At 68.5% G+C, this 22,897-nt stretch carries 26 protein-coding genes; 14 read left to right on the top strand and 12 right to left on the bottom strand.

Annotated features, from left to right (window positions below; all coding sequences use genetic code 11):
- Positions 1-271 precede the first annotated feature (271 nt).
- On the top strand, positions 272-1,360 hold the full coding sequence (locus tag P7L68_RS02745; RefSeq protein WP_371998892.1) for a 50S ribosomal protein L11 methyltransferase: 1,089 nt from the start codon (positions 272-274) through the stop codon (positions 1,358-1,360).
- Here P7L68_RS02745 and P7L68_RS02740 read toward each other — a convergent pair whose 3' ends face one another.
- Positions 1,361-2,587, bottom strand: a complete 1,227-nt coding sequence (locus tag P7L68_RS02740; RefSeq protein ID WP_371998891.1) for a CynX/NimT family MFS transporter — start codon at positions 2,585-2,587, stop codon at positions 1,361-1,363.
- The gene (gene wrbA, locus P7L68_RS02735) at positions 2,587-3,213 is read right to left on the bottom strand and encodes an NAD(P)H:quinone oxidoreductase (RefSeq protein ID WP_371998890.1); all 627 of its coding nucleotides are present in this window, start codon (positions 3,211-3,213) and stop codon (positions 2,587-2,589) included. The genes P7L68_RS02740 and wrbA overlap by 1 nt, the downstream gene beginning before the upstream one ends.
- A gap of 104 nt (positions 3,214-3,317) precedes the next feature.
- Here wrbA and P7L68_RS02730 point away from each other — a divergent pair, with 104 nt between their 5' ends.
- On the top strand, positions 3,318-4,226 hold the full coding sequence (locus tag P7L68_RS02730) for a LysR family transcriptional regulator (RefSeq protein WP_371998889.1): 909 nt from the start codon (positions 3,318-3,320) through the stop codon (positions 4,224-4,226).
- A gap of 13 nt (positions 4,227-4,239) precedes the next feature.
- Here P7L68_RS02730 and P7L68_RS02725 read toward each other — a convergent pair whose 3' ends face one another.
- From P7L68_RS02725 to gloA, 4 genes are all read right to left on the bottom strand, one after another.
- A complete protein-coding gene (locus P7L68_RS02725; RefSeq protein WP_371998888.1) occupies positions 4,240-5,874 on the bottom strand; it encodes a GMC family oxidoreductase in 1,635 nt (544 codons plus the stop codon).
- Positions 5,875-5,984: 110 nt separating this feature from the next.
- Positions 5,985-6,920, bottom strand: a complete 936-nt coding sequence (gene coaA, locus P7L68_RS02720) for a type I pantothenate kinase (protein ID WP_371998887.1) — start codon at positions 6,918-6,920, stop codon at positions 5,985-5,987.
- Between the two features lie 37 nt (positions 6,921-6,957).
- The gene (locus P7L68_RS02715; RefSeq protein ID WP_371998886.1) at positions 6,958-7,620 is read right to left on the bottom strand and encodes a GntR family transcriptional regulator; all 663 of its coding nucleotides are present in this window, start codon (positions 7,618-7,620) and stop codon (positions 6,958-6,960) included.
- A 136-nt stretch (positions 7,621-7,756) separates the two neighbouring features.
- Positions 7,757-8,278 (bottom strand): lactoylglutathione lyase, encoded by a 522-nt coding sequence (gene gloA, locus P7L68_RS02710; RefSeq protein WP_371998885.1) that lies wholly within the window; start codon positions 8,276-8,278, stop codon positions 7,757-7,759.
- Positions 8,279-8,530: 252 nt separating this feature from the next.
- Here gloA and P7L68_RS02705 point away from each other — a divergent pair, with 252 nt between their 5' ends.
- The 3 genes from P7L68_RS02705 to P7L68_RS02695 are packed head-to-tail and all read left to right on the top strand — an operon-like array spanning position 8,531 to position 10,335.
- Entirely contained in the window at positions 8,531-9,004 is a 474-nt protein-coding gene (locus P7L68_RS02705) for a 2,4'-dihydroxyacetophenone dioxygenase family protein (protein ID WP_062761874.1), read from the top strand.
- Positions 9,001-9,330 carry a nuclear transport factor 2 family protein gene (locus tag P7L68_RS02700; protein ID WP_371998884.1) on the top strand — a complete coding sequence of 110 codons (330 nt, stop codon included), beginning with the start codon at positions 9,001-9,003 and terminating at the stop codon, positions 9,328-9,330. Before P7L68_RS02705 ends, P7L68_RS02700 begins: the two co-directional genes overlap by 4 nt.
- A gap of 39 nt (positions 9,331-9,369) precedes the next feature.
- On the top strand, positions 9,370-10,335 hold the full coding sequence (locus P7L68_RS02695; RefSeq protein WP_371998883.1) for a helix-turn-helix domain-containing protein: 966 nt from the start codon (positions 9,370-9,372) through the stop codon (positions 10,333-10,335).
- A gap of 26 nt (positions 10,336-10,361) precedes the next feature.
- Here the strand turns inward: P7L68_RS02695 and P7L68_RS02690 are convergent, their stop codons facing one another.
- Both P7L68_RS02690 and P7L68_RS02685 read right to left on the bottom strand, forming a co-directional pair.
- Entirely contained in the window at positions 10,362-10,970 is a 609-nt protein-coding gene (locus P7L68_RS02690) for a 2-hydroxychromene-2-carboxylate isomerase (RefSeq protein ID WP_371998882.1), read from the bottom strand.
- 14 nt (positions 10,971-10,984) lie between these two features.
- Positions 10,985-11,749, bottom strand: a complete 765-nt coding sequence (locus P7L68_RS02685) for an SDR family NAD(P)-dependent oxidoreductase (RefSeq protein WP_371998881.1) — start codon at positions 11,747-11,749, stop codon at positions 10,985-10,987.
- Between the two features lie 110 nt (positions 11,750-11,859).
- Between P7L68_RS02685 and P7L68_RS02680 the strand changes: the two genes are divergently transcribed.
- Together P7L68_RS02680 and P7L68_RS02675 are read left to right on the top strand one after the other, a co-directional pair.
- Positions 11,860-12,363: a winged helix-turn-helix transcriptional regulator gene (locus P7L68_RS02680; RefSeq protein WP_371998880.1), complete on the top strand. Its 504-nt coding sequence runs from the start codon at positions 11,860-11,862 to the stop codon at positions 12,361-12,363.
- Positions 12,364-12,502: 139 nt separating this feature from the next.
- On the top strand, positions 12,503-13,297 hold the full coding sequence (locus tag P7L68_RS02675; protein ID WP_371999246.1) for a 2-keto-4-pentenoate hydratase: 795 nt from the start codon (positions 12,503-12,505) through the stop codon (positions 13,295-13,297).
- 2 nt (positions 13,298-13,299) lie between these two features.
- Here P7L68_RS02675 and P7L68_RS02670 read toward each other — a convergent pair whose 3' ends face one another.
- Complete coding sequence (locus P7L68_RS02670; protein ID WP_371998879.1) at positions 13,300-14,079, bottom strand: DeoR/GlpR family DNA-binding transcription regulator; 780 nt, start codon at positions 14,077-14,079, stop codon at positions 13,300-13,302.
- Positions 14,080-14,197: 118 nt separating this feature from the next.
- Positions 14,198-15,238 (bottom strand): helix-turn-helix domain-containing protein, encoded by a 1,041-nt coding sequence (locus P7L68_RS02665; RefSeq protein ID WP_371998878.1) that lies wholly within the window; start codon positions 15,236-15,238, stop codon positions 14,198-14,200.
- A gap of 99 nt (positions 15,239-15,337) precedes the next feature.
- Here P7L68_RS02665 and P7L68_RS02660 point away from each other — a divergent pair, with 99 nt between their 5' ends.
- From P7L68_RS02660 to P7L68_RS02650, 3 genes are all read left to right on the top strand, one after another.
- Complete coding sequence (locus P7L68_RS02660) at positions 15,338-16,213, top strand: phytanoyl-CoA dioxygenase family protein (protein ID WP_371998877.1); 876 nt, start codon at positions 15,338-15,340, stop codon at positions 16,211-16,213.
- Positions 16,214-16,295: 82 nt separating this feature from the next.
- Complete coding sequence (locus P7L68_RS02655; RefSeq protein WP_371998876.1) at positions 16,296-16,628, top strand: hypothetical protein; 333 nt, start codon at positions 16,296-16,298, stop codon at positions 16,626-16,628.
- Between the two features lie 42 nt (positions 16,629-16,670).
- Positions 16,671-17,006 (top strand): hypothetical protein, encoded by a 336-nt coding sequence (locus tag P7L68_RS02650; protein WP_371998875.1) that lies wholly within the window; start codon positions 16,671-16,673, stop codon positions 17,004-17,006.
- A gap of 8 nt (positions 17,007-17,014) precedes the next feature.
- Here P7L68_RS02650 and P7L68_RS02645 read toward each other — a convergent pair whose 3' ends face one another.
- Together P7L68_RS02645 and P7L68_RS02640 are read right to left on the bottom strand one after the other, a co-directional pair.
- Positions 17,015-17,173: a hypothetical protein gene (locus P7L68_RS02645; protein WP_371998874.1), complete on the bottom strand. Its 159-nt coding sequence runs from the start codon at positions 17,171-17,173 to the stop codon at positions 17,015-17,017.
- Between the two features lie 84 nt (positions 17,174-17,257).
- A complete protein-coding gene (locus P7L68_RS02640) occupies positions 17,258-17,965 on the bottom strand; it encodes a B3/4 domain-containing protein (protein ID WP_371998873.1) in 708 nt (235 codons plus the stop codon).
- Between the two features lie 153 nt (positions 17,966-18,118).
- Between P7L68_RS02640 and P7L68_RS02635 the strand changes: the two genes are divergently transcribed.
- From P7L68_RS02635 to P7L68_RS02620, 4 genes are all read left to right on the top strand, one after another.
- Positions 18,119-18,880: a hypothetical protein gene (locus P7L68_RS02635; RefSeq protein ID WP_371998872.1), complete on the top strand. Its 762-nt coding sequence runs from the start codon at positions 18,119-18,121 to the stop codon at positions 18,878-18,880.
- Positions 18,881-19,033: 153 nt separating this feature from the next.
- Positions 19,034-20,839, top strand: a complete 1,806-nt coding sequence (locus tag P7L68_RS02630; protein ID WP_371998871.1) for a class I adenylate-forming enzyme family protein — start codon at positions 19,034-19,036, stop codon at positions 20,837-20,839.
- On the top strand, positions 20,836-21,831 hold the full coding sequence (locus tag P7L68_RS02625; RefSeq protein ID WP_371998870.1) for an ABC transporter ATP-binding protein: 996 nt from the start codon (positions 20,836-20,838) through the stop codon (positions 21,829-21,831). The genes P7L68_RS02630 and P7L68_RS02625 overlap by 4 nt, the downstream gene beginning before the upstream one ends.
- Positions 21,828-22,844: an ABC transporter ATP-binding protein gene (locus P7L68_RS02620; RefSeq protein ID WP_371998869.1), complete on the top strand. Its 1,017-nt coding sequence runs from the start codon at positions 21,828-21,830 to the stop codon at positions 22,842-22,844. The genes P7L68_RS02625 and P7L68_RS02620 overlap by 4 nt, the downstream gene beginning before the upstream one ends.
- Positions 22,845-22,897: the final 53 nt, after the last annotated feature.

Genomic DNA, 22,897 nt, shown 5'->3' with positions numbered 1-22,897 from the left:
CTGCCGAGGTCATGGCGAAGAGGGTAAAGATGCAGAACGAGCACAATCACAATCGGACGCAGGGGGCTGCCCCCCTGCCTGTATGGTCGGCGCCGCAACTCATCGTAGTTGATGCTGCCCTGACTCAGGCCACCGGTAACAACCTCGGCGAGGATGGCGGCGTCTACAGCTGAACGACCCGTGGCGGGCGATACGGCCATGCCCTCTCGCACTCCGGTCCCGGACGTGACATGATGCCGGCCGACGACATCCTCACCTCCGGGACCGCCTCATGCCGATCAGCGCCGACGCCCTCGCCCAGCAGCTTCACGACAAGCCCCTGCCGCTCGCCCGCCTTGCCGTGGTGCTCTGGGCCAAGGGCAAGAAGGAGGAGGCGCGGGTCGCCGCACTCCGGGTGCTGGAGGTTGCGGGCGACGGCCATCCCGAGGCGGTGATGGTGGCGCGGGACATTCTGGCCCGCGACGTGCCGAAATGGCATTTTTCGATCATCCGCGATCAGCGCCGCAACGATCTCTACGAGGCGGCGCTGAAGCGGCTGGTCCGTCCTGAGTTTCATGTGCTGGAAATCGGGACGGGCACGGGCATCCTGTCGATGATGGCGGCGCGGGCCGGCGCCGAACGGGTCACGACCTGCGAGATGAACCCGTCGGTCGCCGAGGCGGCGACCCGGATCATCGCGAAGAACGGCTATGCCGATCGCGTGACCGTGGTGCCCAAGAAATCCGATGATGCGCTGGTGGGCGAAGATATCGACGGCCGCGCCGATCTGCTGGTTCAGGAGATCATCTCGAACGATCTTCTGGGTGAGGCCGTGCTGCCGGCGATGGAGGATGCGGTCAAGCGGCTGCTGAAGCCCGGGGCGCGGATGATCCCGGATTCGGTCACCGCCCGGGTGGCGCTGGTCGACGATGCCCGCGCCGTGAAGCATCGCATGGGCGAGATTTCGGGCTTCGATCTGGGCGGTTTCGATCATCTGGCCCAGATCTGTCAGCGGGTCGCGGCCAATTCCTCCCGCTTCACGCTCCGCAGCGCCGTCCACGACCTGATGCATTTCGACCTGCGCTCCGGCGGCCCCTATCCGGGCGGCCGCGCGACGGCCGGTCTGACCGCCACCGGCGGCCGGGTTGCCGGCGTGGTCCAGTGGCTGAAGATGGATATGGACGGCACCGGCGAGTTGATCTACGAGAACCGTCCGGATCAGGGCCTGGCCTCGTGCTGGGCGGTGCGCTTCTTCCCCTTCGACACGCCGCGGGACCTGCCGGCCGGATCGACGGTACAGATCGGCGCTACCCATGATCGCAACACCATCATGATCTGGTGCGAAAAGGTGGAGGCGACGGCGGAAACCGCCGTCGCCTGATCAGCCGATCTTCTCTCCGTCCCGGCGGCGGGGCTGGCGGGTATCGGTGTGATCGTCGAAGGCGATGCGCCGGGCGGCGAGAGCCGCGATCACTGCCGCGCCTGCGACAAGGGCTGCCGCCGCCGGCCAGCCATAGGCCGCAATGCTGCTGCCGACCGCGGCCGGACCGATCATCTGACCCAGATTGCTGCCTTGCATCAGAAGGCCCAGGGTGAGCGGCGTGCGTGCGGCGGATCCTGCGAGCGACGGAGCGGCGGAGATCAGCGCGGCCGGGATCAGCCCTCCGGCCGCGGCAAACAGCACGCAGAGCAGAAAAACCGTCGCATTGCCGAAGGCGCCCAGGAAGATGCCGAACGACGAGAGGCCCATGATCAGGCAGGCGCCGGAGATCAACGCGGCGCGGCCCGTGCCGCGTGCGAGGACATAGCCGGCGCTGAGATTGCCGATGATGTTCGCGCAGATCGCCAGCGCGCTGAACCATCCCGCCGTGCCATGAGAGAGAGCCATGCGCGTCGCAAGCAGGACCGGAAGAAAGCTGAACAGCGCGAAGAACATCAGGCTGTAGAGGGCGAAGCATCCGGCCGAAAGCAGCACCGCCCGTCTGACCACCACCTCTCGTGCATCCGATACCAGGCGCGTCCATGACGTCGGGATGCGCTGCGGTGCGGCCGGGACGATCGCCCGAACGGCAAGGCCCGTGAGTGCCGCACCCCCGGCACCGGCCCACCAGAGCATGCGCCAATCCTCGAAAAGCGGGCCGACGAGCAGGGCCAGCGCCAGCCCGACGGGCATGAAGCAGCTCCACAGGGCGAAGGCGGCGTCATGCTGCGCTGGCGGAACTGCCCGGCCGAGAAGGGCGGGCCCGGCGACGGTGATCAGAAGAAATCCCGCGCCTTCAAGACTGCGCGACGCAAGCAGAAGCTGGTATTCCGATGTGGTCGCGCCGATGCCGGCGCCGATGGCAGTGACCGTCAGACCCGCAACGAGGCTCCGCCGATCGCCCGCCAGACCTGTCAGAGCCCCGGCGGGAAGGCCGCCCGCAAATCCCAGAACTGCAAAGATCCCGGTCAGCCAGCCGACAGCCGCCAGATCGATCCCCAGCACCTGCTGGAGCATGGGTGTGGCGATCGCGACCTTGCCCGCATGTATGGCGGTGATGATGCCGGCTGCCATCACGACGCCGACGACAGGCCAGGATCCCCCACAGAACGTCGACGCCTGTGCCATCACGCCGTCTCGTCGCCCCGTGCGGCGGCCAGCGCCCGGGCGATGCCGGCCACATGGCTGCCCTGAAACCGGGCCCCGTCCAGTTCGTTGGCGCCAGGTCTCCGGTCGCCTCCGCTGCCGTCATCGGCCAGCGTCGATGCCCCATAGGGGGAACCGCCGGTGATCTCGTCCATCCGCAGCTGGCCGGTGAAGGTATAGGGCAGCCCGACCACCACCATGCCGAGATGGAACAGCACGGTATGAACCGAAAGGATCGTGCTTTCCTGGCCGCCATGCTGGCTGCCCGTGGACGTGAAAACGCTCCCGACCTTGCCCACCAGCCTGTTTGCGGCCCAGAGGCCGCCGCATTGATCGAGAAAGTTTTTCATCTGCGCGGCCATATTGCCGAACCGCGTCGGCGTCCCGATGATGATGGCGTCGTAATCCGGCAGCTCGGTCACGGTGGCGATCTCGGCCCGCTGATCGGTCCTGTATCCGGCCGATCGTGCGACCCCTGGCGGCACCAGTTCAGGAACCCGCCGGAGCACGGCCACGGCACCGGCGCTCCGCGCGCCTTCGGCAACCGCCTCCGCCATGGCCTCGACATGGCCATAGGACGAGTAATAGAGCACCAGAACCCTGGTCATAATGTTTCCTCCGCCGTTCGCGATGTGAACCGACAGCAGGATAGGCCTGCAGATGATCCGCAGAAGTGATATAAGATCGATGAGTTTGATCGATCGGATGCATCATGCTGGATGTGCTGACACTGGACCAGCTGCGCATTTTCGTGACGGTGGCGGAAAGCGGCAGCTTCCGGGCCGGGGCGGCACGGCTGTCGCGGGTTCAGTCTGCGGTCAGCCATGCCATTGCCAATCTGGAGGCAGAGCTGGGGCTGGCCCTCTTCGATCGGGCCGGCCACCGGCCGGTGCTGACCGCCGAAGGGCAGGCCCTGCTCTCGAATGCGCGTGACATCCTTCTTCGGGTGGACGCCATGCGCGCCAGAGCCCGCGGTCTCGGAGAGGGTATCGAGCTCGATCTTTCATTGACCGTGGATACCCTGTTCCCGATCAGCGCGGTCGGTGCGGCATTGGCGGAGATGCGCGCCGCATATCCGACGGTCTCCATCCGCCTGGCCGTCGAGCCGCTGGGCGGTCCGATCATGTCGTTGATCGAGAAGCGCAGCGTGCTTGTGATCGTGGTGGGCGAAGACTTCCGCGACCCGCGGATCGCGCTGGAGGCGATCGCCTCCGTCGAGCAGGTCGCCGTCGTCTCGGCCGGCCATCCACTGGCGCTGCGGCAAGCGGGCGGAGCCGTCGGCCTGCCGGATCTGGCCGATCACCTGCAGATCGTCCTGTCCGATCCGACGCCGCTCAGCCGGGACCGCATGTTCGGCGTTCTCTCACCCCAGACCTGCAGCGTCACCAGCCAGGACGCAAAGCATGCGATGATCCTGGCCGGCCTCGGCTGGGGCCGGCTGCCCTTCTGGCAGGTGGCGCGGGATCTGGCAGAGGGGCGCCTCGTGCGCCTCGCGACCGGCGCGCTCGGCCGCAACAGCCAGGTTGCGGCCGAGGCCTATCTGGCACATCGGATCGATGAACCCTTCGGCCCGGCCGCCGCGGCATTCAGTCAGGCCCTGAAACGACAGCTCGGCACATGAGGCCGGCCTCGCCTCAGGCAGCCGCCTTCGTACCGGCGCTGCGGGCGGCCAGGATCATCGATGCCGCCCGTTCGGCGATCATGATGGTGGGGGCGTTGGTGTTGCCGCCCGGCAGGCAGGGCATCACCGAGGCATCCACCACCCGCAGACCCGCAACCCCGCGCAGCCGCAGTTCGGGTGTGACCACCGCACCGTCGTCATTGCCCATCCGGCAGGTGCCGACCGGATGGTAGATGGTGTCGGCGCGGGCGCGGATATGGGCGGTCAGCGTCTCGTCGTCGGGTTCTCCCGAGAGATAGAGTTCGCGGGCCCGATAGGGGGCGAGGGCGGGGGCCGAGAGGATCCGCCGGGTGATGCGCGTGCCTTTCAGCATCACCGCCATATCGTCCGGATCGGCGAAAAAGGCCGGGTCGATGGCCGGTGCGGCCAGCGGATCGGCCGAGGCCAGGCGTACGCTGCCGCGGGATTTCGGCCGCAGCACGCAGACATGGCAGCTGAAGCCATAGCCGGCATGCAGCTTGCGGGCATGGTCGTCGACGATCGAGATCACGAAATGCAGCTGGATGTCCGGCCGGTGGAGCGCGGGATCGGTCTTGAGAAAGGCGCCCCCCTCGGCGAAGGGGGTGGTGAGCATACCGGTGCGGTTGCGCTGCCAGTCCCGCCAGGCCCGGATCAGCCGGCCGGTGCCGGCCATGCCGATGCCGAACATGTCGGTATCGGCGGAAGACCAGCCCAGAATGAAATCCGGATGATCCTGAAGATTGCGGCCCACACCGGCAAGATCGGCCACCACCGGAATGCCCAGGGCCGACAGTTCGGCCGCGGGGCCGATGCCCGAGAGCATCAGCAGCTGGGGCGAGTTGAAGGCGCCGCCCGACAGGATCACCTCCACGCGCGCCCGGACTTCGCCGGTCTCCCTGCCGCGGCGCCAGGCGATGCCGGCCGCGCGGCCCTCCTCGATCAGGATGCGGGTGGCGTGGGTGCGGGTCATGACGTGCAGATTGGGCCGCGCCGCCATCACCGGATGCAGATAGGCCGCCGCCGCCGAGCAGCGCTCCCCCTTCGCCGGGCCGCGATGGAACTGGGTGACCTGGTAGAGCCCCACGCCTTCCTGGCGCGGGCCGTTGAAATCCTCGTTGACGGGGATCTGGCATTCGGCCGCTGCCTGCACGAAGGCATGGGAGACCGGCCGCGGCGAGGGCTGGTCCGAGACCTGGAGCGGACCCTCGGCGCCATGGAAATCATCGGCGCCGCGCTGGTTGGCTTCCGCCTTGCGGAACCAGGGCAGTACCTCCTCCCACGACCAGCCCGGGCAGCCCGCCGCTGCCCAGCCGTCATAGTCCGACCGATGGCCGCGGACATAGAGCATGGCGTTGATCGCGCTCGACCCGCCGAGCGCCTTGCCGCGCGGCTGATAGCCGCGCCGGCCGCCAAGGCCCGGCTGCGGCACCGTCTCATAGGCCCAGTTGTTGATCTTCGGCCGCCCCGGCAGCATCGCCACCACGCCGGCCGGCGTGCGGATCAGCCGGTCGCGCCCCTCGCCGCCCGCCTCGATCAGGCAGACGCTGACCGACGGGTCGTCGCTCAGCCGTCGGGCCAGCACGGATCCTGCGGATCCGCCGCCCACGATCACGTAATCGAATACCATTGCCCTTTTCCTCCCCCGGTCGCACCGATTCGTGCCGGTGCGTCTTGGTTGAGGAAATTGAACGCCTCTCTTGTCAATATGTCCAGATGGTTGATGTGGTTATGCGCGGCTCAGACGGCCTTCAGAAGCACGCGATCGATCGCATGGGTTGCATCCTTGTGGAGAATGACATCCGCACGCATGCGGGTGGGCAGGATGTTCTCGTGCAGGTTCACCCGGTTGATGCTGGTCCAGATGCCGCGGGCGACCTCGACCGCCTCGTCATGGGGCAGGTCGGCATAGTGGTGGAAATACGAGGCCGGGTTGCGGAAGGCGGTCTTCTGCAGCAGCAGGAAGCGCTCGACATACCAGCGCGCGACATCGGCCTCGTCGGCGTCGAGATAGAGCGAGACGTCGCAGAAATCCGACACCACCGCCGGGGCATTGCCGTCCACCTGCAGCAGGTTCAGCCCCTCCAGAATCAGGATGTCGGGCCGGCGGACCATCTGGAACTCGCCCGGCACGATGTCGTAGGAGAGGTGGGAATAAACCGGTGCCGCCACCTCTTCGGCGCCGGATTTCACCGCGGCCAGGAAGCGGATCATCGCGGCGGTGTCATAGCTTTCGGGGAAGCCTTTGCGCGTCATCAGCCCGCGGGCCTTGAGCACCGCGGTCGGGTGCAGGAAGCCGTCGGTGGTGACCAGATCGACACGCGGATGATCGGGCCAGCGGGCAAGGAGCGCGCGCAGCACCCTGGCGAAGGTGCTTTTGCCGGCCGCCACGCTGCCGACCAGCGCCACCACATAGGGTGCGTGCCCGGCCGGCCGGCCGAGAAAGGCATCGCGCACCCGCGACAGGCCGCGGGCGGCACCCACATGCAGGTTCAGCAGCCGCGAGAGCGGCAGATAAACCTCCGACACATCGGCAAGCCCGATGGGATCCTGCAACCCGCGCAGGCCCGCCAGCTCGTCCTCGGAAAGCGTGAGCGGCGTGTTGGAGCGCAGCGCCGCCCAGGCGGCGCGATCGAAGCTCTCATAGCCCGGCAGCGCGCCGGCGATGTCGTGCATGATGTCCTCTCCATCACCGGGGATCCCTCGCCAGGCATCAGCCCTCGCCCAGGAACGCCTCTCCGGCCCTGAGCACATGGGCGGTGGCGCGCTGGGCCGCCAGGTCTTCGTCGCCGGCGATCACGGCTTCCAGGATGGCGGCATGATCGGCCCAGGCCGCCCGGCGGCGTGCCGGGGTATCGTCGGCGAAAAGTGCGGCCGTGCGGTCGCGCAGGCCGATCATCAGGTCCGACAGCACGCTGTTGCGGCCGGCTTCGGCCAGGGCCTTGTGGAAATCGACATTGAGCCCGGCCAGCAGGTCGTCGCGACCCTCGGCCATGGCGGCATCGCCGCGCGCCAGGATGTCGCGGGCGCGGTGGAGCATGCCGGGGTCGCGGCGGCGGGCGGCCAGACGGGCGGTCTGGCCTTCCAGCAGGGCGCGGACCTCGATGGTCTCGCGCGCCTCATCCGGCGCCATGCGGGCGACCAGGGCGCCGCGGCGCGGCAGCACCTCGACCAGCCCTTCGGTGGCCAGGCCGCGGATTGCCTCGCGCACGGGATTGCGCGAGACACCATAGACCTCTGCCAGACGGTCTTCGACCAGCCGGTCGCCGGGTTTCAGCTCCCCGGTCAGGATCGCCTTGCGGATCTCGGCGCGCACGCGTTCATGCAGCGGCAGATGCTGTTCACCGAGGCGCGGGGTGTCGCTGGTCTGGGTCATGGGGCCGGCTGTCACGAGGCTGGTGTCATGAGGCGGGGGATCCGGGGCGGCGGAAGGGCGGGTCCGGCAGATTGTACTTGGTATACGAAATCCGCGGCAACCGCCGAACCGCCTGTGCCGCCGGCCGTCCTTGCGATCAGCCGCCGGTGACCAGCCCGGCAAGCCCGTCGGCCGACAGAATCTCGATCCAGTAGCCGTCGGGATCGCGGATGAAGGCCAGGCCCTTCATCTTGCCGTCGTCGGGCCGCTTGACGAAGTCGACGCCCAGCTCTTCGAAGCGCGCGCAGGCGGCATAGACATCGGGCACGGTGATGCCGATATGGCCGAAGCCGCGCGGATCGCTGTTGCCGTTGTGATAGCCGGCAAAGCCGTCATCGCTCTCGGTGCCCCAGTTGTGGGTCAGCTCCAGCGCACCCTTGCGGCGGAAGACCCAGGCGGCCGCCTCGGCCGGGGTTTCGGGCTGCGGCTCGTCGGTGGCGTCGACATAGCCCATGAAGTAGAGCGAGAACTTCATTTCGGGGAAGTCGAAGCGCCTGAGCAGGCGCATGCCCAGCACGTCGCGATAAAAGGCGACGGAGCGTTCGGGATCGCGGACCCGGAGCATGGTCTGGCTGAGGATGAAGTCGCGGGTGGCCGGATCGGCGGCGGTTCCGGTCATGACCGTCTCCTTGGATGACTGGGGCCGGCGGGCTGGATCCGCCGGCGCGGTGGTGGATGTCGGGGCAGAGCCTAGCGGCCGGGCGCGCGCTTGTCGCCTGTCGAAGCATGCCGGCCCGGCCCTGCGCGCAGAGAGACCCGACGATGTGCACCCGCAGGCGAGCGGCCGGCCCCGGCAGCTGCCAGACTGATCAGGCCCGCAAGAGGCGGCCGCCAAGATGCGGCGTCCAACACGAGACCTGGGAGGACGACCATGCTGATGTCGACGGGCCATATCGCCAAGCCCCATACGCCCGAAGAATATGTCCAGATCGATGACGGGCCCTGGGCGCCGTTCCCTGATGCCTTCTCGGATGGCGGCATCACCTGGAAGCTGCTGCATGTCTCCCCCGAAAGCGGCGGCTGGACCGCGATTTTCACCTGCCCGGCCGGGTCGTCCTTCGCGGCCCATATCCATACCGGGCCGGGCGAGTATTTCCTGACCCATGGCCGCATGGATGTGCGCGGCGGCCGGGATGCCGGCGGCGACACCGCGGTGGCGCCGGGCTATGGCTTCGAATCCTCGGGCGCCCGCCACGACCGCACCTTCTTCCCGGTCGACAGCGTGTTCTATATGACGTTCCTCGGCCCGCTCGCCTTCATTCAGCCGGACGGGACCGTCATCGCCAATATCGGCTGGGCCGAAGCCCAGGGGGCCTGGACCGCCTTTCTTTCGGCGCAGTCATGAGCACGGCCGCCGTGTTCGACCGCCATCTCGGCGCCTTCGCACAGGGCCTGGATGCGGTTCTGGCCGATTACGATGCGGCGGCAGTGGTGATCACCCCGGATGCGGTGCATCATGGGATCGAGGAGATCCGGCGGTTCTTTGCCGGGTTCCTCGCGGAAGCCACGCCCGAATTCTGGGCGGCATTCCGGGTTGAGACACGTCAGGTGGCGGGGGAGGTCGCCTATCTGGTCTGGTCGGCGGCGCCCTTCGTCACGCGGGCGACCGACACGCTGCTGGTCCGCGACGATCGGATCCTGGTTCAGACCTTCACCCCCTTCCACGGCTGACGGATCCGCCATCAGGAAGGGCGGGGAGGCCCGTCGCTGATGACCTTGTCCACAGATATCGGCGGCGCATCCTGGCGCGCCGCCGACCACCCGCCGGACCTCCGCCCGGAGGTCTGGCGCACCACGCTTGAAACCGTCTATGACGGCTGGGCGGCCACCGGCCGGCCGATGCCGGGCTTCGACGCGCGGCTGCTTCAGCGGCGCGCCGGCCCGGTAACGGTCGTTGACTGCATCTGCGATCCCTGTGCCGGCAGTCGCCGCCGCCCGGGCCCGGCGCGCGACGGCCGCGAACTGGTGGTCATCCAGCTGGTGTTGAGCGGGCGGGAGCAGTTCTCGATCGGCGAGAGGCGTATCGCCCTGGGCGCCGGCGACGTGCTGGTCTGGACCACCACCCGGCCGATGAGTTTTGAGGTGACGGAGCGCCTGCACAAGCGGTCGGTGGTGCTGCCGCTCACCCGCCTCCGGCACTGGCTGCCGGGCCGCTGGCAGGATGCCGCCGGCCGCCTGGCGGCGGGCACGGCGGGGGCCGGGCTGGTCTCGGGGGCGGTGGGCGCCATGGCCGGCGGCCTGCTGGAGCAGAACCTGCCCGATGGCGAGGCGCTGGGCGAGGCGATGCTGGGCGTGCTGGTCGCCGCACTTGGCGCCGAGGCGCCGCGCCGCGCGGCCGGGCTCAGGGCGGCGCAGCTCGACCGGGTCAAGGCGCTGATCGATGCCCGGCTCGACGATCCCGAGCTGGATCCGGCCGGGATCGCGGCCGCGGCCGGCATCTCGCTCCGCCATCTCCACGCCCTGTTCGGCAGTGACGGCACCACCGTCCGCCGCTACCTCATCACCGCCCGGCTGGACCGCTGCCGCCGCGATCTGGCCAACCCGGTGATGGCGGGGCGCACCATCACCGACATCGCCTTTTCGTGGGGTTTCCAGAATGCCGGCCATTTCGGCCGCCGCTTCCGCGACGCCTATGGCCTGTCGCCGCAGGCTTTCCGGCAGGGGCGAGACAGGTGACAGGTTAGAATCAAGGTCGACGGGGCTCACCCCTTCGCCAGTTCCTCTTCCACCTGACCCAGCCGTTCCTTGCCGAAGAACATTTCCTTGCCGACATAGAAGGTCGGGATGCCGAAGGCGCCGCGGGCGACCGCCGCCTCGGTATTGGCGGCGAGTTCGGCCTTGACCTCGGCTGTCTGGGCGGCGGCGGCGATGGCGGCACCGTCGAGGCCGGCTTCGTTCAGCGTGGCGACGAAGACCTCAGGGTCGTCCATCTTGCGGCCGGTTTCCCACATGGCGGTCTCCACCGCCGGAAGATAGGCATCGGCCACGCCCATGTGCCGTGCGGCGACGAAGCCGCGCATGGCGAGCAGGGTGTTGACCGGGAAATGCGGATTGATCCGGAAAGCGTCGAAGCCGTGCTTTGCCACAAAGCGGCGCAGTTCCAGCATTTCATAGTCGTTCTTGCCCTTGATGCCGGCGAAGGCCAGCATCGGCGCCTGATTGCCGGTCGCCTTGAAGATGCCGCCCAGCAGGCAGGGAATGATATTGACCGTGGCGCCGGTGCGGGCGGCCACCTGGTCCAGCACCCGGCGCGCCAGATAGGCGTTGGGGCTGCCGAAATCATAGATCATGTCGACGGTACGCCGGCTCATGCGTTTGCTCTCCCTCACCAGGTTTCCGACCAGGGGCGCAGATCCAGTTCATGCGTCCAGGCCGATTTGGGCTGCGTATGCAGCCAGACATAATTGGCGGCGATGTCCTCGGGCTTCAGGATCAGGTCCCGGTCCAGCAGGTCCTGAACATCCGCGCGGGTGGATCGGGTAAAGGCCCCGTCGATCGCGCCGTCGACCACGACATGGGCGACATGGATGCCCCGGGGCCCCAGCTCGCGCGCCATGCTCTGGGCCACGGCCCGAAGGCCATGCTTGGCGGCGGCGAAGGCGGCGAAGCCTTCCCGGCCGCGGATGCTGGCGGTGGCGCCGGTGAACAGGATGGTGCCCCGGCCGCGCGGCACCATCACGCGCGCAGCCTCTCGCCCGGCCAGGAAGCCGGCGAAGCAGGCCATTTCCCAGACCTTGGTGAAGACGCGGGCGGTGGTGTCGCGGATGTCGAAACGAACATTCGCGCCGATGTTGAAGACCACCACCTCCAGCGGCCCGAGCTCGGCCTCGATACGGTCGAAGAGGGCGATCATCTCGTCTTCGGACCGGGCATCGACCCCATAGGCATGGGCGCGGCCGCCCTCGGCGCGGATCTCTTCGGCCAGCGCCTCCACCTGATCCAGATTGCGCGGCCGGCGGGTCAGGCAGACCGCGTGGCCGCGGGCGGCGAAAGCCCGGGCGATGGCCCCACCGACACCGATGCCGGCGCCGATCACCAGGCAGGTGCCGGGCGTGGTGCCAGGCTCGGCCTGCGTCGTTGGATGGCTCATGGCGTGTTCCTCCTCCCGACCGGGTCATCATATTGCCCGGGGTTATGTAAGTCCAGTTTCTGGACGAAGTTCGTATTGAATCTGGATCGAGTCAATGGAATACTGCGGCCATGAAACGCGATGATCTGAAAGACCAGCCCTGTTCCATGGCGCGCACCGTCGCGGTGATCGGCGACCGATGGACCCTGATGCTGCTGAGGGACTGCTTTCTGGGGGTGCGCCGCTTCGACACCTTTCAGGAGCGGCTGGGCATTTCACGCACCATCATCGCCGACCGGCTGAAACTGCTGGTCGATGAGGGCGTGCTGGCGCGGGTGCGCTATCAGGACCGCCCCCCGCGGGATGAATACCGCCTCACCCCCAAGGGCTTCGATCTTTATCCCGTGGTGATGAGCATCGTGCACTGGGGCAACCGGCACTATGCGGGGGAGGCGGGGCCGCCGATGCTGCACCGGCATCGCACTTGCGGTCACGACATCGAACCGGTGCTGACCTGCAAGGCCTGCGGCGAGGAGCTGCACCCGCGCGAGGTGGAGGTGCGCGCCGGGCCGGGGATCGGTGACGAGGCTGCGGCCGCGGCAGCCCTGCCGCCGCGGCGGCGGCGGAACGGCTGAACCGCCACCTGCCATCGCAGGTTCCCACGCAATCCGGTTGACGCCCTGGATGCAGCGCATGGCATGATCTTCCCAAGTTCCGCGATACGAGAACGCCAGGGAGGATCCATCCGTGAACCAGATTGTCATGCCGGCATCGATGACCAGGGACCACGCCGCCGCGGCCGGGATGCTGCTCGATCACTGGACCGCCGGCACGCGGCTGGCCTGCCTGCCCGAAGCGCTCCGGCCGCGGAGCCGGGCCGAGGGCTATGCCATTCAGGCACAGCTCGTCGCCGACCCGGCCGCCCATATCGGCTGGAAGATCGCCGCGACCAGCCTGGCCGGTCAGCGCCATATCGGCGTCGACGGTCCGCTGGCCGGCCGGCTGTTCGCAGAGCGCCTGCTGCCCGATGGGGCGGTGGTGCCGCTCGCCACCAGTCTGATGCGCGTGGCCGAGGTTGAATTCGCCTTCCGCTTCGGCCGCGACCTGATGCCGCGCGCCACCCCCTTCACGGTCGACGAGGTGCTGGCGGCGGTGGCGAGCCTGCATCCGGCGATCGAACTGCCGGATTCGCGCTACACCGATTTCTGTGCGGTGGGCGCCGCCCAGCTGATCGCCGACGACGCCTGCGCCAATCTGTTCATTCTGGGCCCGGCCACCACCGCCGCCTGGCGCGATGTCGATCTTGCCGCCGAGACGCCGCGGGCCGTGGTCACCGGCCCGGATGGCGAAATCCGCAGCCGCCATGATGGTCTGGGCGCCAATGTTCTGGGCGATCCACGTCTGGCGCTCACCTGGCTTGCCAACGAGGTTTCGGCCCTGGGCCTGCCGCTGAAGGCGGGGCAGGTGGTGATCACCGGCACCTGTGTGGTGCCGATCGCGGTCGAGCCGGGTGACCGGGTTGCGGCGGAGTGGGGCGCGTTCGGGCGACTGTCGGTGTCGTTCGTCTGACGTCAGATCAGAGTGGCCTGCGCATCCGTCTCGATCAGCCGGACATTGGCGTCGGCGCAGATGCGGCGGATCTGGGGCAGGTCGCAGCGGTTGGTGATGAAGGTGTTGACCTGGGAGAGGTGGCCGATGCGCACCGGGGCGGTGCGTTCGAACTTGGTCGAATCGGCGACCAGGATCACATGGCGGGCATTGGCGATGATCGCCTGGGCCACCTTCACCTCGCGGAAGTCGAAATCGAGCAGCGCGCCATCATTGTCGATGGCCGACACGCCGATCACCGCGAAATCGACCCGGAACTGGCGGATGAAATCGACCGCCGCCTCGCCGACCACGCCGCCGTCGGAGCCGCGGACCACGCCGCCCGCGATGATCACCTCGATCGAGGGATAGATCCGCATCCGGTTGGCGACGTTGATGTTGTTGGTGATCACCATCAGCCCGGCATGATCGGTGAGCGCGCGGCCGACCGCTTCGGTGGTGGTGCCGATATTGATGAACAGCGAGGTGTTGTCGCCGATCAGCTGCGCGGCTGCGCGGCCGATGGCGGTCTTCTCGTCCGAGGCGATCAGGCTGCGCGCCTCGTATTCCATGTTCTGCACGCCCGACGGGAACAGCGCGCCGCCATGGATGCGGGTCAGCAGCCGGCGTTCACAGAGGTCGTTCAGATCCTTGCGGATGGTCTGCGGCGTCACCCCGAAATGCGTCGCCAGCTCGTCGACCAGGATCCGGCCCTTGTCCTTGGCAAGCTGGACGATTTCGGCATGGCGGGGAGACAGGTACATCGGCGGCGCGTCCTCGGCTGCGGGTCTGCCTGGCGGTCCCTTGGGCCGCCGGCTTTCGTTTCGGTCATCATATAGTCAGGAACGAAAGTGCGAAAAGCCGAAGTTGATCGATTTCCCGTCAGCGGTTCAACCGCCGCCAGCGTGCCGGAGGCTGGCCCGTCCACTGGCGGAAGGCCCGCTGGAAGGCGCTGGGTTCCGAGAAGCCCAGCCGTTCGGCGATGTCTGCGAGCGAAAGTTCGGTGCGCCTCAACAGGCTGCAGGCCAGATCGCGGCGCAACTCGTCGCGGACCAGACGGAATGACATGCCGGAAGATGCAAGCCGGCGGGCGAGGGTCGCCCGCGACAGACCCAGCGCCCGTGCGGCCGCCGTTTCGCTGAGCCCGGCATAGGGGCGGGTGGCGGCAAGCAGATGGCGAAGCGCCGCTTCGGTTCCGGCCGGCGCGGTGGGCTGGGTCATCAGCTCCACCAGCCGGCGGGTGAAGGCGCCGGCGCCGTCGGGCCGCGCGGTGACCGGCAGGGCGAAGCTGCCGGGACCGAATTCCAGCCCGCCCGGCATCGCGCCATGTTCTACCGGCCGGCCGAACAGGAAGGCTGATTCGGCGGCAAGCGCCGCGAAGCGATCGGGCAGCATCACCCGGCGCAGCGGCGGCGCCTCTCCCGCCAGCCAGCCGATGACATGGATCAGCCCGAGCAGGATCAGATGCACCATCAGCAGCGCATCGGCCTGCACGGCATTGCGGGGGGTCAGATGCAGGCGAACAGGGCCGGCCGGGCCCTCGGGCAGATCGATCCGCCAGGGCGGTGCACCGTCGAACACCCGGATCATGCGCGCGATGCCGTCGATCGCATGGCCGGTGGAAGGCATATGGGCCAGCAGCCTGAGCAGTTCCGCCGTCGTTCCCGGCGGCACCGGCCGGGCCAGATGGCCCAGGAATTCATCCCCCGCGGCCCCCACCGCCAGCCGTTGCAGGCGCCGGTAGGCGATCGGCGCCACCCGCGGCTCGTCGGCCTCCAGCAGCCGCGGATCGATGCCGGCCCGCTGGTGGATGCGGCGCAGGGTGTCGGCCGCCAGCGGCAGCCGGTCGGTCAGCTCCCGCACGAAGCGGGCCGGGATGGTGGGGGTGATCCAGCGGCGGCGGGGAGGCGGGCTTTCGGTCATGTCGCGTGAGACGCCCCGTCATTGTCCCGGGTGGTTACAGCCGCCATCCTTGAAGGCCAGAACGGCATGGATGCCGCAACCGGAGGAGGAAACCCGCCCATGGCCCCGCTGATGCTCGACGGCCTCGACGACTATGCCAGCACCGGTTCGCCGCGCAAATACCACTCCACCGCCGGCAGCCAGGACACGGCACCGCCCGCGCGGGTGGAGGACGCCTGGACCGCGCTGGAGCGCGACGGCTATGTCATCCTGGAAAATCTGTTCCCGCCCGACGAGGTGGCGCGGATGCGGGCGGCGGTCTTGCCGCATATGGCGCCGCGCGGCGGCCGCAACCCCTTCGAAGGGCTGAAGACCCGCCGGCTTTACGCGGTCATCGCCAAGACCCTGGCCTGCAACCCGCTGGTCGAACATCCCCTGGTGCTGGCCCTGCTCGACCGGGTGTTCGAGCCCAATTACCTGCTGTCGCAATTGCAGGTGATCGACATCCTGCCCGGCGAAGAGGCGCAGGCGCTGCATTTCGACGACAGTTTCTACAGCCTGCCCCGGCCGCGGCCGGTGCTGGGGGCGGCGACGATCATGGCGCTGGATGACTTCACGCCGCTGAATGGCGCGACACGGGTGATCCCCGGCAGCCATCGCTGGGGCAACCGCCTGCCGACGCCTGAAGAGGCGGAGGCGGCGATCCCGGTGGTGATGCCGGCGGGGTCGGTGGTGCTGTTCCTGGGCACGCTCTGGCACAGCGGCGGCGCCAACCGCAGCGACCGCCCGCGCCTGGCGCTCACCGCCCAATATTGCGCCCCCTGGTGCCGCCAGCAGGAGAATTTCAGCCTGTCGGTACCGCTGCCGGTTGTAAAGCAGTGCAGCGAGCATGTCCGGCGGATGCTGGGCTATTCGATCCACGCCCCCTTCATGGGCATGGTCGACGGCATGCATCCGAAACGGCTGCTGGAGGACCGTCCCGCCATCGGAAGCTGAGGGCGGAACCGGCGCATGGACACGGCGTTTGGTCGGGAAAGGCGGCGGATCTTCCGGCCGCCCCCGATGAAGGGCCGGTGTCATGGATGGAACGGCTGAAGGCTTGGATGCCGAAAGCGGGCGCCTGCCGCGGTTTCTGATCGCCCATGCCGCGGCGGGCTTCATGCTGGCGCTCGGCGTGGTGGCGGCGCTGTTCGCCGGGGATGTCTCGGGGCTGCGCGGGCTGGTTCTTGAGGTGCGGGGCGGGCTGCTTGCGGCGGCGGTGTTCACCCTGCTGATGGGGCAGACGCTGGCCGTGGTGCAGATCGCCTTCGCGCTCTGGCTGCTGGCGGGAACGCCCGGGGATGGCGGCGGCGGTCACCGCGGCCGCCTGCGACCTTCCGGCATCTTGACCCGGGCAGCACCGGGGCCATAGTCATTCAACATGCGTCACCGCGCCGAGAGGAGCGCCCGTCCGATGCCCATGCTGGTCCGTTTCGTCGTCATGCACGCCCTGGTGGGCTTCGGGCTCGCCTTCGCCGTGGTCGGCGCCCTGCTCTGGTTCGACGTCTCGGGCCTGGGCACGCTGATGAGCACCAATGCCGAAGGGCCGCTGGCGGCAGCGGTGCTGACCTTCTTCATGGGGCTGACGCTGGGCAGCGTTCAGGTCGCCTTCGCGGTCTGGTTCCAGGCCGGCGACGACCATGGCAGCTCGGGCGGCAGGCGCATCCGCATCCCGCAGATCTTCCTGCCGCCGCGGCGGGCGGTTGCCCATGTGCCCGTGCCCGCGCGTAGAACCGGCGGACGGGCCTGATTGTATTGTCAGGACACCAAGACGCCGCCGTCTTCCGTGGAAGCCGGCGCAGCCAGCGTCGACGACGGCAGATCGTCGATCATCAGCTGCGGGCGCCGCCAGACGGCGCGCGGCATTGCGGTGGTGTCGGATGTCTCGGCGCCGGAGACCGGGTGATTCTGCTGCATGACGCTGGGCCTGTCGTGCTTTAAAGTTGACGGCAAATGTTCCCGAAAGAAGCCTACAGCAGGCCGTGCCTTTTGAGCCATATCTCAGTTTCGCGGATCAAGGTTATGCCGCACGATTATTGATGAAGGCCAGATACGCGTCAGGCCATCGGCCAATGCCTCTCCCGCCGCCGCCAGCGCAGTGTCGGGCATGCTGCCCAAGGCCTCCAGGATGAACCAGAGCCGGCGCGACTCTGCGGTCAGGCGGGTGCGCAGCCCCTGGCGCCAGTTCCAGCGCCGGCAGGTGACGCCGGCCTCGTCGCACCAGACCACCTCGCCCGGCTCGGCCGTCTCGATCGTGGCCGTGCCCTCTTTCATCACGTCGAAGGGTTCCGTGCCCGTCGCGCGGATCAGGCGGGGCATGCCCCGATAGGTATCCAGATCCTCGCCACCCACGGGGATCGCGAAGGCCAGGCTGACGGCGTTGTAAAGATCGACGATTGGTCCGGCCGGGGGCAGCGCGCCGTCGCGGATCACGCGCTTGCGCAGGGCTTCCGCCGATGACGGGGTGCGGGCGGGTTTGGCGCCGAAGGCCCGGAAGGCCGCCCGCCAGTCGTCGAGATGCGCCGCCGCCCAGGCCGGGCCGCCGTCCTGCACCTGCTGGACGGCCCGGGTCAGGGCTTCGGCCGCGATCGCCTCGGCATCGGCCGCCGCTGTGCCTGCCAGTGTGACCGTCAGGCTGACGGCCCGGAAATCCGGACGCAGGGCATGGATGGCGGGGTCGATGACGGGGGTGACGGACGCAACGGACATGCGGCAGATCCATGAACCAGGGGTTGGGTGTCGGAGGGTATCATAACCCGACGAGGCCCGGCCGTCGTCTGCCCTGCGCGCAACAGCTGTGGCATGCGGTGGCCGGTCGTGTCAGGCTATGGCAGCGGAGACCCCTGACGGAGATCCCGACCCATGGTCGTGACGGCCGAACCGCTGATCCGGCGTGACCCGGTCGCCGAAGCCGCGATTGCGGACGAGGCGATCAGGGGCCGCCTTGCCTGCGATCCGGCGCGGCCCTGGCCGGTGCCGCCGGTGAGCATCGGCGACTGGCAGCTTCGGCTTCCGGCCTGTGCCACCCGGCTGATGCGGGCGGCCCTGGCGGCAGGTCTTGGGCCGCTGGTGCCCGAATTGCTGAATGTCCGGCTGTGCCGGCCGATCTTTCATGCACGGCTGGAACTGGCGGAGCTTCTGGTCCGCCGCGCCGACGGCCGCTTCGCCACCCTGCTGCTGGGCATGCTGCCCGACCGGCTGGGCCATGTCGACGGCACCTCACGCGTGATCCACGCGCTGAACGCCGCCGACCCGCCTCTGCTCGACGGGCCGGAACAGGCCATGGACTATCTGCGCTGGTTCTGCGCCGTGGTCTGCGGCGATCATGGCGGCTTTCCGGTGGTGGAACGCCTGGCCGATCTGCCCTTCACCGCCCTGACGCCCGAACTGGGCGATCGTCTGGCACAGGTGCTGACGCCGCTGACGGTCCATGGCCGTACCGCCGGCGGCGACTGGATGATCGCCGGCTGCGTGCTGCATGCCGGCGCGCTCTATCAGGTGGAAATGCGCGTCGGTCCCGACGGGCTGGTCGAGATGCTCGACGACTGCGTCGCCCTGGACAGCCTGCCCTGCCGGCGGCCCGGCATCCGCAAGGGCTATCGGCTCGCCGACGTCGCCGCCTGATCCGCCTGCATGCCATGGCATTGGAGACGACGCGGCGGTGATACACATCGCGTTATTGACGCAGCCGCACATCTCCTGAACAATCGGGGCTAGGTCGAACGTTTGTTCTAACTGACCGCCGGTCATCGCCGGGCAAATGTCAGGATCGGGCGGATGGATCGACGAAAGGCCGCGACAGACGGCCGCGACGGGAGGACTGCCATCGTGAACGCCCAGGCGCTGTTCGCGATGATGGTGCAGCAGGGGGATGTGGTCACCGACCGCTTCCGCGATGCCGTGCGCCATCATCCTGACCAAACCTTCATCCGCTATGGCGAAGAGGGGCGCGACCTCAGTTTCGCCGCCTTCGAGGCCGAGGTGGCGACGCTTGCCGCCGCCCTGCAGGAGATGGGGCTGGAGCCCGACGACCGCGTGTCGGTCTTCACGCGCAATTCCTGGATCGCGACACTTGCCATGTTCGCGATCTGGGAAGCCGGTGCCGTCTATGCGCCGGTCAACTTCAACTATACCGGCCGGCTGCTCGCCTATCAGCTGAACGACACCGCACCGCGGGTGCTGATCACCGATGCCGATCTGGCGCCGGCTGTGGCCGCCGTGCTGGACGAGGTGACGCTGCCCGCCATCGTGGTGCACCGGCCGCTGCCGTCGGATCACGACCATGATCCGGCCAAGGCCGCCCTGCCGCCGGCACTTCTGGCCCGGCCCGGCCTGCATGATCTGGCCGAGTTGATGCGCAGCCCGCGCCGCCACCGGCCGGTGACCCGCGGGCCGGCCGATATCGCCAACATCATCTACACATCCGGCACCACCGGCCCGGCCAAGGGTGTGGTCCAGCCCTTCCGCTGGATCAACCAGTACACCTTCAACAGCCGTGCGTTTCTGACGTCAGACGACACGATCTATTGCGACCTGCCGCTCTACCATGTCGGCGGGGCGATGTTCCTGGTCGCCAAGGCCTGCTGGACCGGCTGCGCGGTGTCGCTCTGGGACAAGTTCAGCCCGACGAAATTCTGGGACCGGGTGCGCGCCCATCGGGCGAGCAATGCCGTTCTGCTGGACGTGATGGTTCCCTGGCTGATGAGCGCCGAGCCGCGCGCGGATGATCGCGACAACACCATGATGCGGGTGCATATGCAGCCGCTGCCGGCACGCCATCACGAGGTGGCGCAGCGCTTCGGCATTCCGTTCTCCACCGCCGGCTTCGGCCAGACCGAAAGCGGCAACGGCTTCGTCGCCCTGATCGACCAGTTCGGCGAGGCCAAGGCGAAGCGTCCGGAGTTCCGGGTCGGCCATGACCGGGCGACGGTGCTGGAGATCGCGCACCAGCGGGGCATCATGGTGGTGGATGGTGCCGAACCGCTGGCCAAAGGCTTCATGGGCCGGCCCTCGCCGCTGCTGGAGGCCGCGGTCCTGGACGAGGACGACAATGTTCTGGGGCCGGACCAGGCCGGGCAGCTGGCCTTCCGGCCGCGCTTCCCGCATTTGCTGCTGAAAAGCTATTTCAACAAGCCGGACGCGACCATCAGGACCTTCTCGAATCTCTGGTTCCACACCGGCGATGCGGTGCGGCGGACCGGGGACGACGTCTATTACTTCATCGACCGCATGGGCGGCTTCTTCCGGGTGCGGGGCGAGAATGTCTCGTCCTATCAGGTGGAGGATCTGCTCAACACCCACCCCGACATCCGTGCCACGGCCGCCCTGCCGGTGCCGGCGGAGGAGGGAGAGGAAGAGGACTGCGCCGTCTTCATCCAGCTGGTCGAAGGGCGGAGCATGACCGAGGCCGAGCTGCGCAGCTTCGCGGCGGGGGTGATGCCGCGTTACATGACGCCGCGCCATGTACGCTTCGTCGACGCGCTGCCGGTGACACCCACCAACAAGATCGAGAAGTACAAGCTGAAACAATCCCTTCTGGCCGAACTCGCCGCCGCGCGCGCAGCCGCGGAGACGGGCCGATGACGGCGGCGACGCCGCTGCTGGAGCTGGACCGTGTGGGGATCAACCTGCGCACCGGCGGCGGGGTGGTCTCTGCCACCCGCGACGTGTCGTTCAGGGTGGGCGCCGCCGAGCGTATCGGCATCGTGGGGGAAAGCGGTTGCGGCAAAACGCTGACGGGCCTTGCGATCATGCAGCTGCTGCCGCGCGGCCTGGCCCGGATCGACGGTGCGATCCGTTTCGAGGGCCGCGACCTGCTGAAGCTCTCTGCGCGTGAGCTGCGCCGGGTGCGCGGGGCCGGCATCGCGATGATCTTTCAGGAACCGATGAGCGCGCTCGATCCGGTCTTCACCATCGGTGAGCAGATCGTCGAAACCATCCTGGCGCATGAGACGGTGTCGCGGCGCGAGGCGAAGGAACGCGCGGTCGACCTGCTGGCGCGGGTGGGTATCCCGCTGCCGGCCAGGCGGGCGGGGGAATATCCCCACCAGCTGTCGGGCGGCATGCGCCAGCGGGCGATGATCGCAATCGCCCTGGCCTGCAACCCTAAGTTGCTGATCGCCGACGAGCCGACCACGGCGCTGGATGTCACCATCCAGGCCCAGATCATCGATCTGCTGGTCGACCTCAGCGAAACCACCGGCACGGCGCTGCTGTTCATCACCCATGATCTGGGCGTGGTCGCCGAGACCTGCACCCGGATGGTGACGATGTATGCGGGCGAAGTGGTGGAGGATGCCGCCGTCGACGACGCGCTGGTCCGCCCGCGCCATCCCTATACCGCCGGGCTGTTTTCGGCCTTGCCGCGGCTGGTGGAGCGCGGCGCGCCGCTGCCCTCCATCCCCGGCCGGGTGCCGCCCCTGATGGCGATGCCCGAGGGCTGCCGTTTCCGCCCCCGCTGCCCCCATGCCGAGGACGCCTGCACCACGGCACAGGCCATGCGTGAGCCCGAGCCCGGCCACCGCGCCCGCTGCCGGCGCACCGGGGAACTCCAGCTGGAGGGCACCGTCGGATGATCACCGTGAAGCCCGCCCCTCGACAGGCAGCCGCCGCGGCCGCAGACCAGCCGATGCTGTCGGTCGAGGATCTGCGCGTCACCTTCACCACCGCCGACGGCGAAAGCCTGAAGGCGGTGGACGGGATCAGCTTCGAGGTCCGGCCGGGCGAGACCTTCGGCGTGATCGGCGAAAGCGGGTCGGGCAAGTCGACGCTCGGCCGGGCCATCGTCCGCCTGCTCGACCCGACCGGCGGGCGGATCCTGTACGAGGGCGACGACATCGCCCGGCTGAAGGGCCGCCGCCTGCGGCACAAGCGCCGCGAATTGCAGATCATCTTCCAGGACCCGAACGCGGCCCTGAACCCGCGGATGAGCATTCTCGACAGCGTCCGCGAGCCGCTGGACGTGGTGGGGGAGGGCGACCGGGCCTCGCGGATCGCCCGCGCGCTCGACCTGCTCGACCGGGTGGGGATCAGCGCCGAACAGGCCAGGCGCTACCCGCACGAGCTGTCGGGCGGCCAGAAACAGCGGGTCAACATCGCCCGCTCGCTGACGCTCGATCCGAAGCTGATGGTCTGCGACGAGGTGGTGGCGGCGCTCGACGTCTCGATCCGCGGCGACGTGCTCAACCTTTTCGCCGAAATCCAGCGCGAACGCGGCCTCGCCTATGTCTTCATCACCCATGATATCGGCGTGGTCTCGCATATCAGCGACCGGGTGGCGGTGATGTATCTGGGCCGGTTCATGGAGCTGGGGCCGGTGGAGGCGGTGGCCGAACGGCCGATGCACCCCTATACCCGGGCGCTGATGTCGGCCGAGCCGGTGCCGCTGCCGTCCCATCTGCGCCAGAAGCGCCGGATCCTGCTGGAGGGCGAAATCCCCTCGCCGCTGAACCCGCCCTCGGGCTGCCGTTTCCGCACCCGCTGCCCCCATGCGCAGGCAACTTGCGCCGAGCGGGTGCCCGACTGGCGCCCCGTCGCCCCCGACCATTTCGTCGCCTGCCATTTCGCCGAAGACCTGGCGCCCGGCTGACGACGCGCCTGCACCGACCAGACCGACCGTCTCAGACAAAATGACCGCATCAG

Source organism: Tistrella mobilis, assembly GCF_041468085.1.
Lineage (GTDB): Bacteria > Pseudomonadota > Alphaproteobacteria > Tistrellales > Tistrellaceae > Tistrella > Tistrella mobilis_A.
Note: the sequence above shows the minus strand (reverse complement) of the source record. Positions and strands in the feature narration are given on the sequence as shown.

Bases quoted from the DNA above. Each gene is read 5' to 3' on its own strand.
- P7L68_RS02695 (WP_371998883.1), top strand. From the start codon at position 9,370: ATGACCTTGTCCACAGATATCGGCGGCGCATCCTGGCGCGCCGCCGAC.
- P7L68_RS02675 (WP_371999246.1), top strand. From the start codon at position 12,503: ATGACCAGGGACCACGCCGCCGCGGCCGGGATGCTGCTCGATCACTGG.
- P7L68_RS02670 (WP_371998879.1), bottom strand. From the start codon at position 14,079: ATGTACCTGTCTCCCCGCCATGCCGAAATCGTCCAGCTTGCCAAGGAC.
- wrbA (WP_371998890.1), bottom strand. From the start codon at position 3,213: ATGACCAGGGTTCTGGTGCTCTATTACTCGTCCTATGGCCATGTCGAG.
- P7L68_RS02665 (WP_371998878.1), bottom strand. From the start codon at position 15,238: ATGACCGAAAGCCCGCCTCCCCGCCGCCGCTGGATCACCCCCACCATC.
- P7L68_RS02730 (WP_371998889.1), top strand. From the start codon at position 3,318: ATGCTGGATGTGCTGACACTGGACCAGCTGCGCATTTTCGTGACGGTG.
- P7L68_RS02680 (WP_371998880.1), top strand. From the start codon at position 11,860: ATGAAACGCGATGATCTGAAAGACCAGCCCTGTTCCATGGCGCGCACC.
- P7L68_RS02715 (WP_371998886.1), bottom strand. From the start codon at position 7,620: ATGACCCAGACCAGCGACACCCCGCGCCTCGGTGAACAGCATCTGCCG.
- P7L68_RS02725 (WP_371998888.1), bottom strand. From the start codon at position 5,874: ATGGTATTCGATTACGTGATCGTGGGCGGCGGATCCGCAGGATCCGTG.
- P7L68_RS02620 (WP_371998869.1), top strand. From the start codon at position 21,828: ATGATCACCGTGAAGCCCGCCCCTCGACAGGCAGCCGCCGCGGCCGCA.
- P7L68_RS02635 (WP_371998872.1), top strand. From the start codon at position 18,119: ATGGTCGTGACGGCCGAACCGCTGATCCGGCGTGACCCGGTCGCCGAA.
- P7L68_RS02705 (WP_062761874.1), top strand. From the start codon at position 8,531: ATGCTGATGTCGACGGGCCATATCGCCAAGCCCCATACGCCCGAAGAA.
- P7L68_RS02740 (WP_371998891.1), bottom strand. From the start codon at position 2,587: ATGGCACAGGCGTCGACGTTCTGTGGGGGATCCTGGCCTGTCGTCGGC.
- P7L68_RS02700 (WP_371998884.1), top strand. From the start codon at position 9,001: ATGAGCACGGCCGCCGTGTTCGACCGCCATCTCGGCGCCTTCGCACAG.
- P7L68_RS02645 (WP_371998874.1), bottom strand. From the start codon at position 17,173: ATGCAGCAGAATCACCCGGTCTCCGGCGCCGAGACATCCGACACCACC.
- coaA (WP_371998887.1), bottom strand. From the start codon at position 6,920: ATGCACGACATCGCCGGCGCGCTGCCGGGCTATGAGAGCTTCGATCGC.
- P7L68_RS02640 (WP_371998873.1), bottom strand. From the start codon at position 17,965: ATGTCCGTTGCGTCCGTCACCCCCGTCATCGACCCCGCCATCCATGCC.
- P7L68_RS02685 (WP_371998881.1), bottom strand. From the start codon at position 11,749: ATGAGCCATCCAACGACGCAGGCCGAGCCTGGCACCACGCCCGGCACC.
- P7L68_RS02625 (WP_371998870.1), top strand. From the start codon at position 20,836: ATGACGGCGGCGACGCCGCTGCTGGAGCTGGACCGTGTGGGGATCAAC.
- P7L68_RS02630 (WP_371998871.1), top strand. From the start codon at position 19,034: ATGGATCGACGAAAGGCCGCGACAGACGGCCGCGACGGGAGGACTGCC.
- P7L68_RS02660 (WP_371998877.1), top strand. From the start codon at position 15,338: ATGGCCCCGCTGATGCTCGACGGCCTCGACGACTATGCCAGCACCGGT.
- P7L68_RS02745 (WP_371998892.1), top strand. From the start codon at position 272: ATGCCGATCAGCGCCGACGCCCTCGCCCAGCAGCTTCACGACAAGCCC.
- P7L68_RS02690 (WP_371998882.1), bottom strand. From the start codon at position 10,970: ATGAGCCGGCGTACCGTCGACATGATCTATGATTTCGGCAGCCCCAAC.
- P7L68_RS02655 (WP_371998876.1), top strand. From the start codon at position 16,296: ATGGATGGAACGGCTGAAGGCTTGGATGCCGAAAGCGGGCGCCTGCCG.
- gloA (WP_371998885.1), bottom strand. From the start codon at position 8,278: ATGACCGGAACCGCCGCCGATCCGGCCACCCGCGACTTCATCCTCAGC.
- P7L68_RS02650 (WP_371998875.1), top strand. From the start codon at position 16,671: ATGCCCATGCTGGTCCGTTTCGTCGTCATGCACGCCCTGGTGGGCTTC.